This window comes from Abditibacteriota bacterium, assembly GCA_017552965.1.
In the GTDB taxonomy this organism is placed as follows: domain Bacteria; phylum Armatimonadota; class UBA5829; order UBA5829; family UBA5829; genus RGIG7931.
The window spans coordinates 1-12,363 of the sequence record JAFZNQ010000112.1; the positions used below are offsets into that span (position 1 = coordinate 1).

Annotated in this window: 8 protein-coding genes; 6 read left to right on the top strand and 2 right to left on the bottom strand. The window is 59.9% G+C overall.

All coding sequences use genetic code 11. From position 1 onward, the window contains the following. Positions 1 to 242 precede the first annotated feature (242 nt). Together IK083_08995 and IK083_09000 are read right to left on the bottom strand one after the other, a co-directional pair. Positions 243 to 3,020 carry a hypothetical protein gene (locus tag IK083_08995; GenBank protein ID MBR4749686.1) on the bottom strand — a complete coding sequence of 926 codons (2,778 nt, stop codon included), beginning with the start codon at positions 3,018 to 3,020 and terminating at the stop codon, positions 243 to 245. A 130-nt stretch (positions 3,021 to 3,150) separates the two neighbouring features. Then, on the bottom strand, positions 3,151 to 5,901 hold the full coding sequence (locus IK083_09000; protein MBR4749687.1) for a hypothetical protein: 2,751 nt from the start codon (positions 5,899 to 5,901) through the stop codon (positions 3,151 to 3,153). A 194-nt stretch (positions 5,902 to 6,095) separates the two neighbouring features. Between IK083_09000 and IK083_09005 the strand changes: the two genes are divergently transcribed. The 6 genes from IK083_09005 (at position 6,096) to IK083_09030 (ending at position 12,359) form a co-directional block, all read left to right on the top strand. After that, entirely contained in the window at positions 6,096 to 6,917 is an 822-nt protein-coding gene (locus IK083_09005; GenBank protein ID MBR4749688.1) for a LysM peptidoglycan-binding domain-containing protein, read from the top strand. A 44-nt stretch (positions 6,918 to 6,961) separates the two neighbouring features. Further along, positions 6,962 to 7,501 (top strand): FKBP-type peptidyl-prolyl cis-trans isomerase, encoded by a 540-nt coding sequence (locus IK083_09010; protein ID MBR4749689.1) that lies wholly within the window; start codon positions 6,962 to 6,964, stop codon positions 7,499 to 7,501. Between the two features lie 68 nt (positions 7,502 to 7,569). Then, positions 7,570 to 8,187 (top strand): SIS domain-containing protein, encoded by a 618-nt coding sequence (locus tag IK083_09015; GenBank protein ID MBR4749690.1) that lies wholly within the window; start codon positions 7,570 to 7,572, stop codon positions 8,185 to 8,187. A 149-nt stretch (positions 8,188 to 8,336) separates the two neighbouring features. After that, positions 8,337 to 10,295 carry an ATP-dependent zinc metalloprotease FtsH gene (ftsH, locus tag IK083_09020; protein MBR4749691.1) on the top strand — a complete coding sequence of 653 codons (1,959 nt, stop codon included), beginning with the start codon at positions 8,337 to 8,339 and terminating at the stop codon, positions 10,293 to 10,295. Between the two features lies 1 nt (position 10,296). After that, a complete protein-coding gene (locus tag IK083_09025) occupies positions 10,297 to 11,283 on the top strand; it encodes a 6-phosphofructokinase (protein ID MBR4749692.1) in 987 nt (328 codons plus the stop codon). Positions 11,284 to 11,288: 5 nt separating this feature from the next. Continuing rightward, complete coding sequence (locus IK083_09030; GenBank protein ID MBR4749693.1) at positions 11,289 to 12,359, top strand: hypothetical protein; 1,071 nt, start codon at positions 11,289 to 11,291, stop codon at positions 12,357 to 12,359. Positions 12,360 to 12,363 lie beyond the last annotated feature (4 nt).

A 12,363-nucleotide genomic window follows, 5' to 3' on the forward strand; every position in this document is an offset into this window, starting at 1 on the left:
CCCCCCAATGCCTGCGGCATCGGTCCCCCCGTAGATCTCTTACCGGTGAGGGCATGAGTAGCCCTCACCGCCGAGATGACGCGGGGTTTGGCGCTGCCGCCGAGATGACGCGGGGTTTGGCGCTGCCGCCGAAGTGACGTTGTGTTTGAACGGGACAGAGCGCGCTCCGCGGACCGGGCCGGGGGACAAAAAAACAGCGCCCCCGCGAGGGGGCGCGAAATGCCGTTTGCGCTGTTGCGCGCTTACATAGTGGCGCTCTTGATATCCGAATAGGCTATCTTTTCCACGCCGTTGGTGTCTCTGTAAACCACGAAGGCTCTGCCGTACCAGACGTCGCCGTCCGCTACGTTCTTCTTGTTGATGATGAAGGTCTTGCTCACGGCGGAGTAGCCGGAGGACTTGCCGACTATGACGCCGGGGGTGTCGATGACCAGATCCGTGACGGGCGCGTCGGACCTCAGGAGCAGCACGCCGTGCATGATCTCGGAGGCAAAGTCGTCGCCCTCGACTACCTGGCCGGTGAAGGCTATCTTGCCGGAGGACACTATGGGAGTCTGCAGAATGGCGAGGGTGACGCTGTTAGCGGCTTCCCCGTAAACTGCTTCCACATTCATGTCCGAATACACGGATACCTTCAGCTCTGCGTTATAGCTGAGCACGCAGCCCGAGTCGCTGTCCTTCCAGCAGGAGAAGGCGCTGCCCTCGTATTCGTCGGGAGCGGTCCTGGTAAAGAGAGCGGCCAGCTTCAGGTTAGCCGTTTCCTCTTCGCCTGCCACGTTGGAAGTCACCCGATAGGTGGTGGAGGTCTTGGTCAGGGACGCGGTGAAGGTCACGTTGCCGGTGACTTCGCCGGAGGCGGGCAGGCCGCCCTCATAGTCGTTGGTCCAGCCGCTGACGGCATAGCCGGTCCTGAGGCCGGTGGAACCTACCTCTGCGGGATAGGCCACTTCGCTGTAGTCGGTGACGGGCTGGATCTTGTAGATCTTGCCGTAGGTGTCCTTGTATATGAAGTCGTAACTGTTTTCGGGAGCCACCACGGCCGTAAGGGTAGTGGTCCTGTTCACGGTGTAGGTGAACTCGGCGTCCTCGGAGAGCTTGTTGCCGGCGGAGTCGGCCCAGTAAAGGAACCTGTAGCCTTCATCGGGCACCGCTTTGAGGGAGAGCTCGTCGCCGAATATGCGGTATTCGCCGTCGGTCTCGAACCAGTCCTCATCGGGCTCGAACCAGTAATATATGGAGGAGTTTTCGTTGTCAAAGATAACGGTATAGAGGAACTTGTCATGCTCTATGGAGAGGAGAGACAGTATCAGCCGGTCGGCGTCGTCCCAGGTCATGAAGAGATAGCGGTCGTCCAGCTCTTCCTGAGCGTCGTCTATGGCGGCCTTGAGCTCCGCTCTGCTGGCGGCGCTGTAATACCTGGCCGACTCCCGGTATATCCTGTTGGCTTCCTCGATAGTGGGTATCACGCCGTATTTGCTGGCGCAGTTGTCCACCACGGCGGAGAAGGTGAGCGTGTCAAAGTCGCCGGCGGTGACGGTCTCCGTCATTTCCTGTCCGTTCAGGGTGACGTATTCCACCTCCAGGTCCAGGCCGCCCTCGTCGGGTCCCACGATATAGAACAGGTCGGGGTCAAACTCGGCGGCCGGGTCCGCCAGGCCCATGGCGGCTACGTCCTCGCCGTCGTAATAGAGTCTGTAATCGGTTGCGGGCAGATAGTCCCCGCCTCTGTGCAGCCTGGCAAAGGAAACGGGCACCCGGTCGGTCCACAGGGGATAGCCCTCGGGGCCGTAGTTGGTCCAGCCTTCGCCCAGATTGTCGGCTGCCCAGCCCTCCGCTGTCATGGCGCTCTTGGCTACGCCGGCGCAGCCTGCAAAATTGGTGTCCGCAGCGTTGCCGCCGGACGTGCAGTAAAGCTCGGTGACGTCGGTGAAATCGGTGCAGAAGAAGCAGTTGGAGAATTTGACCTCGCCGTCAGAGGCGTCGTAGGTGCCCACTATGCCGCCGGCTTCGGAGGTGCTCCCGTACTGCATGCCCCGGCTGACGGCTCCCGCCCAGTAGCAGCTCTCGCAGGCGGCCGGCTCGTCTGCCGTGTCGGTAAACTGGCCGAACAGGCCGCCGATGGCGCAGTAGTAATTGCCGGAGTGGACGATGTCCACGTAGTTGATCCGGCAGTCCGTGACCACACAGCCCTGGGCAGAGCCGGCAATGCCGCCCACAAAGCCGCCTTTCGTTGACGTCAGTGAGCAGTTCGTGGCAGTGCAGAGATCCACCTCTGCCGGCAAAAAATAACCACCGGAAAAGGCCGAGCTTTCAATGGACCCGGCAATGGCGCCGCACCAGGAAGAGTCGTAGTTGCGGATCTCTACGCTTACGTTGTTGACGGCGCAGTTCTGCAGCGCCGTCTCGCCGATCTGGCCTACGTGTCGGCCTGCAATGCCTCCTGCGCAGCAGTAAAGGGCTGTTGTGACAATGGATATGCCGCTTACGCTGCAGTCTGCTATGACGCCTTCGTTCCAGCCTGCAATGCCTCCGGCGCAGGAGTTACTGGCTGTGGCTTTGATGGTCACGCCCTCCTCCGCGCTGCCGTAAACCCGGCAGTTTAAGATATCGCCCGTGTTGTATGCGGCCACTGCTCCGAAATACTGTTTGACCTCGGCGTCTGTGTCGAGCTCGATGTTCAGATCCTCCACAGTGCCATTGTTGATGGAAATAAAGCCGTGACAGTTGCCCGAAATACCCGCAACGCTGCGGTTATATCTGCTCATGTTCAGACCCTTGATCACGGCTCCGTTGCCGTTGAATACACCATTCATACAAATGATGGGCTGCCAGGAATTGGCGCCGGTACTGTAGGGGGACATGTCATAAACCTCGCCGGTGAGATTGACGTCCTCATTTATTTCGGCGCCGCTGCAGTATTCATACAGCTCCTGGGCGGTGGCTATGTCAACTGCTGCCGCAGCTAAGGGAAGCAGAGCCAGCAGGGCGGCAAACAGCCACAGTCCGGTAAATCGTTTCATTTGTTACTCCTTTTGCGACCCCGGCCCTGCGGGCCGGAGAGGCAGAAATATCAGAATTCATCCAAGTATATTATAGCAGAAAAAAGCGCCCCGCGAGGGGGCGCGAAAACATCTTGCGCCGGCGGCGCGCTTACATAGTGGCGCTCTTGATATCCGAATAGGCTATCTTTTCCACGCCGTTGGTGTCTCTGTAAACCACGAAGGCTCTGCCGTACCAGGTGTCGCCCTCGGCCACGTTCTTCTTGTTGATGATGAAGGTCTTGCTCACGGCGGAGTAGCCGGAGGACTTGCCCACAATGACGCCGGGGGTGTCGATCACCAGGTCGGTGATGGCACTGTCGGACCTCAGGAGCAGCACGCCGTGCATGATCTCGGAGGCAAAGTCGTCGCCCTCGACTACCTGGCCGGTGAAGGCTATCTTGCCGGAGGACACGATGGGAGTCTGCAATACGGCCAGGGTGACGCTGTTAGCGGCTTCCCCGTATACGGCCTCCACGTTCATATCCGAATACACGGATACGGACAGGGTCTTGGCGTAGCTGAGCACGCAGCCCGAGTCGCTGTCCTTCCAGTAAGAGAAGGCGCTGCCCTCGTATTCGTCGGGAGCGGTCTTGGTAAAGAGAGCGGCCAGCTTCAGGTTAGCCGTTTCCTCTTCGCCTGCCACGCTGGAAGTCACCCGATAGGTGGTGGAGGTCTTGGTCAGGGACGCGGTAAAGGTCACGTTGCCGGTGACTTCGCCGGAGGCGGGCAGGCCGCCGTCATAGTCGTTGGTCCAGCCGCTGACGGCATAGCCGGTCCTGAGGCCGGTGGAGCCCACCTCTGCGGGATAGGCCACTTCGCTGTAGTCGGTGACGGGCTGGATCTTGTAGATCTTGCCGTAGGTGTCCTTGTATATGAAGTCGTAACTGTTTTCGGGGGCCACCACGGCCGTAAGAGTAGTGGTCCTGTTCACGGTGTAGGTGAACTCGGGATCTTCGGAGAGCTTGTTGCCGGCGGAGTCGGCCCAGTAAAGGAACCTGTAGCCATCATTGGGCACAGCCTTCAGGCCGACTTCCTCGCCGAACAGGCGGTATTCGCCCTCGGTCTCGAACCAGTCGCAGTCGATAGTGGACCAGTAATATACGGTGGAATCGGGGTGCTCAAAATCAATTCCGTAAGAGAATTTATCCATCTCTATCTCCATGAGCCTGGCGATGAGCTCGTCGCACCGGTCCCAGGTCATAAAGAGATATTCTTCGTTCAGGGCCGTCGTGGTGTCGTTTATGATAGCCGCAAACTCCGCCCTGCTGGCGGGGTTGTAGATGCCTTCAGTCTTGGCATACATTTCTACGGCTTCTTCCAGGACGGGTATCACGCCGTATCTGCTGGCGCAGTTGTCCACCACGGCGGAGAAGGTGAGCTCGCCGAAGTCGCCGGCGGTGATGGTGTCCGTCATCCGCTGTCCGTTGACGGTGACGTATTCCAGCTCCAGATCCAGGCTGCTGTCCTCGGGTCCCACTATGTAGAACAGGTAGGGGTCAAACTCGGTGTCCCGGTCAACCAGGCCCAAGGAGGCTACGTCAACGCCGTCGTAATAGAGCCTGTAACCTATGGGCAGATACTGGGTGAGTCTGTGCAGTCTGTCAAAGGAAACGGGTACCCCGTCGGAAAACACGGGATAGTTGTCGGGACCGTAGTTGAACCAGCTGCTGCCCATGTTCTGGGGGGCCCAGTTGGGAGCGGTCATGTCATCCTTGGTCAGGCCCGCGCAGTTGACAAAATTGTCGTCGGAGGCGTTGCCGGTGCGTTCGCCGTAGAGAATTTTGACGTCGGTGAAATCGGTGCAGAAGTAGCATTTTTCGAATATGGTGGCGGCGCTGTCGTCGGCGTAGTAGGAGCCCACTATGCCGCCGGCATTGTCTGTGGTCTTGTACTGCATACCACGGGCGATGCCTTCCGCATAATAGCATCTCTCGGCAGTGGAGGGCGTGTCAATTTCACTTTCAAACTCGCCGAACAGGCCGCCCACGTTGCAGTCCAGGCTTCCGGAGTGGATGATGTCCACGAAGTTGACGCGGCAGTCGGTGATCTCGCAGGCCTTGGCGAAGCCGGCGATGCCGCCCAGATAGCCTCCGTCCGTGACCAGGGAGCTGTAAATGGCGGAGCACTCCGTCACAGTGACCGGGACATAGGGATCGAACTCATAGCCTTCCACGCGTCCGACGATGCCGCCCACGGTGCAGGAGTTGCTGGCAGCGATGGCCACATTGTACACGGTGCAGCCACCTATCTCGCCCCCTTCACTGCAGAGGCCGGCGATGCCGCCTCCGTAGGACAGGTTGACGGCCAGATCAAAGCAGACGTCGTTCACGATGCAGTTCTGTATCAGACCGAAGTTATCTCCGGCGATGCCGCCGGCGAAGCCGGCTTTGCCCACGCTGATGACCACGTCATCGTCAGCGTCGCCGAAGACCCGGCAGCCGAGGATGCTGCCCTCGTTATGGGCGACCACGGGGCCCAGGTAAAACGCCGAGGTGTTGGAGCTGGAGCCCAGCTGTATGGTCAGGTCAGCTACGATGCCATAGTTTTTGGCGATAAAGCCGCTGTAGCCTTTGGAGCCTTCGTTATATCTTTTGGACAGGTCCAGTCCCTTGATCACGGCTCCGTTGCCGTAAAAGCCGACCCCGGGGCCGACCTGGGTGATGGGCTTCCAGGGATTCGAGCCGCTCATGTAGGGGGACAGGTCGTACTCCTCGCCTGTGAGGTTGATCTCCTCAGTCAATACAGCGCCGCTGCAGAACTCGTACAGCTCCTCCGCGGTGGCTATGTTCCTGGCAGCGGCAGCTACAGAAAACAGAGCCAGAAGGACCGCGAAAAGCCACAATCTGGTGATTATTTTCATACTGTACTCCTGAAAAAAAGTGCAATTTTCTATACTAATATTATAATCTCCGGCGAGGTGATTTGTCAAGGGCCGGCGGATTTTTTGCCTGAAAAAAGGGCGTTTTTCGTCCCTTGCGCCCCGGGCCGGGGGCTTGCCTTCCGGAGCCGGCTTGTGGTATAATATAATTGAATAAATCAAGGAAGGTATGCTTTTTGATTTGCAAAAAGATAAGGCTCTTGCTGCCGTTTGTGGTGTGCTCGCTGGCTGTCTCCGTTCACGCTTATAAGGTGGAAAAGGGAGACTCGCTCTACAAGATAGCCAAGAAGCACGGCACCACCGCCGCGCAGCTGGCCAGGCTCAACGGCATTGAGGAGGATGCGGTCCTTACGGTGGGGCAGGAGATCCGGCTCCCCGGCGCTGCCGACAGCCCCAGGAACAGAGTGCTGAACCGCGCCGACAGCGCAGCGCTGTCCTCGGTGTATGTGGTGGAGCAGGGCGACACCCTGTCCGGCATTGCCAAAAAAACGGGCGTGACCATAGCGGCCCTGCTGAAGGCCAACGGCTTTGACGAAAAGGCCGTGCTCAAGCCCGGACAAAAGATAGATCTTCCCAAGGGCGCCGAATATACTCCGCCCAAGGTCAAGTTTGCCGAAAAGCCCCCCGCGCAGGGCAGAAGCGATATGGCCGGCCTGGCTCTTTCGCTGGTGGGAGGCCGATACGTCAGCGGAGGCACCTCCAGAGGCGGCTTTGACTGCTCCGGTCTGGTGAGCTACGTGTATTCCAACTTTGGCATCAAGGTCCCCCGCACTTCCCGCGAGCAGGCCACCTTTGGCAAGGCCGTGGACAAGGCCAATCTGCAAAAGGGCGACATCCTGCTCTTTTCCATCCACCGCTCCGGTGTGGACCACGTGGGCATTTACGTGGGCGGCGGCGAGTTCGTCCATGCGGCAAACAGCAAAAAGGGCGTTGCCAAGGACAAGCTCGGCTCCGATTTCTACTCGAAGCATTACGTGGGAGCCAGGAGAGCGCAGTAGTTGACAACAGCGGGCCCCGGGCCCGCGGCTTTTGTGAGGAGCGTATGAGAACACTATTTTTGATCGCTCTTTGCGTTCTGACGGTCTGTATGACGGGCTGCCGGAACAACAAGGTGGAGAGCGTCGAGATCAATAAAGGCGAGACAGAAGTGACCCGCACCGAGGACGCCCTGTACGAGCAGGCCGGCGAAAATCCTTTCCAGAGCGATTTTCGCGAAAAGCAGGAAGAAATAAACAACAGGCTGGCTGTCGGCAAGGCAGAGACCGGGCTGAAGATAGAGGATCTGAAGCTGGGCACCGGCGACATGGTAGAGGACGGCGACACTGTCAGCGTCCACTACAAGGGCACCCTCGAAAACGGCGAGGAGTTTGACTCCTCTTACAAGCACGGCAAGCCCTTTGGCTTTACAGTCGGCAAAGACAGCGTGATACAGGGCTGGGAACAGGGCATAAAAGGTATGCAGGTGGGCGGCAAGCGCAAGCTCACGATACCTCCCTCCCTGGGCTACGGCGATGCGGATATGCCCGGCATACCGCCCAACTCTACTCTGATATTTGAGATAGAGCTGCTCGGCAAAGAATAGTCTCTTTCGTATATTGTGCAAAAGGCGTGACTTGACTCATGCCTTTTGTTTGTTTTGTTTGGTGGCAAATGATGAAAAAACCCTTTGACGATTATCCCGAGATGCTGTACCTGGAGCCGGCGCTGGACGAGGCCTGCCGGCTGCTCGTTGACTCCGTCACAGGCGGCGGCCGCATACTGGTGTGCGGCAACGGCGGCAGCGCCGCCGACAGCGAGCATATAGCCGGCGAGCTGCTGAAAGGCTTTCTCAAGCGCCGCCCCATAGCTGCGGACATGAGGGAGGCCCTGCGGCGTTATGGCGGAGAGGCGCTGGCCGACGGGCTGCAGCAGGGGATAGACTGCGTCAGCCTGGTGAGCCACAGCGCCCTGCTGAGCGCCGTGATCAACGACAACGGCGCGGAATATATGTATGCCCAGCAGGTGTGCGCTCTGGGCAGGAAGGGCGACGTGCTCATAGGCCTGACCACCTCGGGCAACGCCGTCAACGTGGTCAACGCCGCCGTCTGCGCCAAGGCCATGGGCATGCGCGTCATAGGCATGACCGGCTCCGGGGGCGGCAGGCTGAAGCCTCTCTGCGACGCCCTGCTCAACGCGCCTTCGGACGTGACCTACAGGGTGCAGGAATACCATATCCCCCTGTATCACTATCTCTGCGGCGCTCTGGAAGAAAAAATCTTCGGAGCCTGATGACATTTTCGGGCTGATATCCGTATAATATATAGTGGCAGACATGCCAAGTATGAAGTGGAGGAAGCATCATAAAAAAGATATTCATATTTTTGCTGGTGGCCGCGGGGCTTTTGCTGATATTCAAAGGCGACGCCATCTTCGGCGGGATGGGAGCGCCCAGCAAGAACATATCATATTCCCGCGCTCTGGACATCATTGAGTCCGGAGCGGTGTCCGGCGCCGCGTTCAAAAAGGATACGCTGGTGCTGGAGACCACCAAGGGGGACAAATACACTGCCAATATGGATGCGGCGGCGCCCGAGGAGAGGGCCCGCCTGCATACGCTGCTGCAAAAGCAGAAGGTGAGCTACAAGATAGAAAAGCCTCCCATCACCGACATGATATGGACCATAGTGGTGTCGGTGATACTGCCTGTGGCCATGCTGCTGTTTTTCTGGATGTTCATCATCAGAAGCCAGCAGGGCGGCGGCTCTGCCATGAACTTCGGCAGGAGCAAAGCCAAAAAGATAGAGGACAACGGCCAAAAGGTCACCTTCAGCGACGTGGCCGGCATAGACGAGGCCAAGACCGAGCTGGGCGAGGTGGTGGACTTCCTGAGAGACGCCAAGAAGTATCAGAAGCTGGGCGCCAGGATCCCCAAGGGCATACTGCTCCTGGGACCTCCGGGCTGCGGCAAGACCCTGCTGGCCCGGGCCATAGCCGGCGAGGCCAAGGTGCCCTTTTTCTACATATCGGGCTCCGATTTTGTGGAGATGTTCGTGGGCGTAGGCGCCAGCCGCGTGAGGGACCTCTTCAACAATGCCAAGGAGAGCAGGCCCTGCCTGGTGTTTATCGACGAGATAGACGCGGTGGGCAGGCACAGAGGCACCGGCATAGGCGGCGGCAATGACGAAAGGGAGCAGACTCTCAATCAGCTGCTCATAGAGATGGACGGCTTTGAGACCAATTCCGGCGTCATCCTGGTGGCCGCCACCAACCGCCCGGACGTGCTGGACCCCGCCCTGCTCCGCCCCGGCCGTTTTGACCGGCAGATCACGGTGGATCTGCCCGACGTGAAGGGCAGGGAAAAGATACTGCTGGTCCACGCCAAGAACAAGCCCCTGGGAGATGACGTGGATTTCAAGACTCTGGCAGCCAGGACCGCCGGCTTTTCCGGCGCGGAGCTGGCCAACCTGGTCAACGAGGCGGCCCTGCTGGCAGCCCGTCTCGATCAGAAGGAGGTCACCGCCGCCAACTTCAGCGAGGCCATCGACAAGGTGCTGGCGGGACCGGAGCGCAAGAGCATGACCCTCAACCCGGAGGAAAAGAAGATGACTGCCTATCACGAGGCGGGCCACGCCATAGTCATAGAGACTCTGGCCGCCGGGGACAAGGTGCAGAAGGTGTCCATCATGCCCAGAGGAAGGGCGCTGGGCCTGACCTGGCATACTCCTCAGGAGGACCGCTACACCCAGACCCGCTCCGAGCTGCTGAACCGGGTGTGCGGCCTGCTGGGCGGCAGGGTCACCGAGGCCATGGTCTATGACGAGATCACCACGGGAGCCGCCAACGATCTGGAAAGGGCTTCCGGCATCGTCCGGACCATGATATGCGAGCTGGGCATGAGCGAGAACCTGGGGCCCATAGTCTTTGGCAAGCATTCCGGCAACCCGTTCCTGGGCAAGGACATCTACGAAAGCCGCAACTATTCGGAGAGCGTGGCCCAGGCCATAGACGCGGAGATCAAGCGGATCATAGAGGAGTGCTACGCCCGCACCGAGGAGATACTGCTGGCGCGCAGAGACGCGCTGGACAGGCTGGCCGGCATATTGGAAGAAAAGGAGACCATAGAGAGGGACGAGTTCCTCTCGGTGGCCTTCCCCGACAGGTATGAGCAGGAATACGGCCGGCCGGGCGACGGCGAGGCCGAAGCCCCCGCCGCCGGCGAAGCAGAGGCTGCTCCGGAGGAGACGCCTGATGAGGCCGGATGCGGGGCCGCAGAGGTTCCCGAAGAGGCGCAGCCGGCGGACAGTGACAACGATACAAGCGAGGCCGGATGCGGGGCCGCAGAGGTTCCCGAAGAAGAGCAGCCGGCGGACAATGACAACGATACAAGCGAGGAATGACATGAAAAAGATAGCAGTTCTGACCAGCGGAGGCGACGCCCCCGGTATGAACGCCGCCGTCCGGGCGGTGGTGCGAGTGGGTATATCCTTTGGGGCCGACGTCTATGGGATATACAACGGCTACAAGGGCCTGATGGAAGGAGACCTGCGGCAGTTCTCGGCCAAGGACGTTTCGGACCTTTCGCGCAAGGGCGGCACCATCCTGGGCTCTGCCCGGAGCAAGGAATTCATGACCGAGGAGGGCTTCAAAGAGGCTCTGCGGATCATCAAGGGCTATGAGCTGGACGGTCTGGTGGTGGTAGGCGGCGACGGTTCGCTGCACGGGGCCCAGCGCCTGTCGGAAAGCGGCGTGAACACCATGGGCATACCCGCTTCCATCGACAACGATCTGGCCTTTACCGATTATTCCATAGGCGTGGATACGGCCCAGGATACCATCATAGAGGCCATAGACAAGATCAAGGACACCGCTTCTTCTCACAGGCGGGGCTTTGTGATAGAGGTCATGGGCAGGGCCCACGGCTTTTTGGCTCTGTCCACGGCAGTCGCCTGCGGAGCGGAAATGGTCATCCTCCCCGGCGACGACCTGACAAACCCTCAGCGTCAGGAGCAGATCGTGGACGAAGTCAACAGATACTACGTCCGCAAGAAGCCCAACTTCATCTGTGTGCTGGCGGAGGGAGCCTCCGGGCCGGACTGCAACGCGGTGGATATCCTGGCTGACCTTATCAGCCGGGCCGGCTATGACTGCCGCAAGACTATACTCGGTCACGTCCAGAGGGGCGGGACCCCTACCTGCAACGACAGGAACCTGGCCACCATCATGGGCTTTGCCGCCACGAAGGCTCTGCTGAACGGAGATACCGGGAAGATGGTGGGCCTGAAGGGAAGAGAGGTGCTGCTGACCCCCTATGAGGAGGTCTTTGCCGCCTCCATGGACCTGCCTGCGGAAATGCTGGACAAGGTGCGGCTCCTGTCGGTCTATTAGGGCCCATGAAGACTCTGCCCTGTGTCATAATCATGCTGCTGATCCCCGCCGCACTGTGCGCGGCGGGTTTCTTTGATCCCGATTACGTGGGCGCCCTCTACCGGGACGCCTCCGAGCAGCTCCTGAGTCTGGAGGGCGAAAGGAACACGGTCTATACGCCTGCCGGCGCCGCCCTGTGCGGCGCCCTGCTGTGCGTGGGAGCCTCCGAGGAGGAAGCGGCAGCCTGCGCCGCCGCCTTTGGCCTCGGCAGCGATGCTCTCATAGAAAACAGCGTCAAGGCGCTCTCTTATCTGGACAAGCCGTCCCTCAAAAAGCAGCAGGTCTTTTTCTCCGGCGCCCTGTGGTACCGGAAGGGAGCCCGGCTGTCTCCGGATTACGCAAAGGCCCTGGAGAGCTTTTTCGGGCCCAGGGCCCTCGCCTATGAAGCGGGAGAGGAACTGAGCCGGTTTTTTGAGGAGCTGTCTTTGCGGGGAGGCGAGGAGGCCGACGCCGTGAGCCTGCTGGCCTGCGGCGCAGCGGCAAAGCCCCGGTGGACCACCCCTGCCGGCGCCTCGCGGGTGGACTATTTCCTGCCTTATATAGGCGAGCGGAGAGCGCTGGTGTATTTTGCCGCCGCAGTGAGGGCCCGGTATTATGAGACGGAGCGCAGCTTCTTTGTGTCTATGCCCTTTGCGGGAGACGCCATGCGGCTGGATATATACTGCTCCGAGTCACGCCTGCAGCTGCTGGAGGCGGTCAGAAGCCTGGGCAAGGGAGGGCTCCCGTCGGACAACACTTCGGAGAGGGACCTCCTGGTCTATATGCCCGGCACGGTCATCGAAAGCCGGGAGGAGCCCCTGGAGAGGCTGGGCGCAAAGGGCCTCAGGACTCTGGGCTACAGCCATATACTGGGCAAAAGGCCCATGCCGGTGGACGATCTCATAGCCAAGGGGGCCCTGACCCTGGAGCCCGGGGAAGACGGGGAGGCCCCGGCGGCAGCCGCCGAGCTGTCTCTTTGCCGGCCCTTTGTGTTCGTGGTAAGAGACGAAAAATACGGCCTGCCGCTGATGGCGGGCGTGTGCGCGTCGTGCAAATAGAGGA

What these genes read in the sequence shown, in the direction of transcription:
- IK083_09010 (MBR4749689.1), top strand. Translation starts at nt 6,962, where the DNA reads ATGAGAACACTATTTTTGATCGCTCTTTGCGTTCTGACGGTCTGTATG.
- IK083_08995 (MBR4749686.1), bottom strand. Translation starts at nt 3,020, where the DNA reads ATGAAACGATTTACCGGACTGTGGCTGTTTGCCGCCCTGCTGGCTCTG.
- IK083_09000 (MBR4749687.1), bottom strand. Translation starts at nt 5,901, where the DNA reads ATGAAAATAATCACCAGATTGTGGCTTTTCGCGGTCCTTCTGGCTCTG.
- IK083_09025 (MBR4749692.1), top strand. Translation starts at nt 10,297, where the DNA reads ATGAAAAAGATAGCAGTTCTGACCAGCGGAGGCGACGCCCCCGGTATG.
- ftsH (MBR4749691.1), top strand. Translation starts at nt 8,337, where the DNA reads ATGGGAGCGCCCAGCAAGAACATATCATATTCCCGCGCTCTGGACATC.
- IK083_09030 (MBR4749693.1), top strand. Translation starts at nt 11,289, where the DNA reads ATGAAGACTCTGCCCTGTGTCATAATCATGCTGCTGATCCCCGCCGCA.
- IK083_09015 (MBR4749690.1), top strand. Translation starts at nt 7,570, where the DNA reads ATGATGAAAAAACCCTTTGACGATTATCCCGAGATGCTGTACCTGGAG.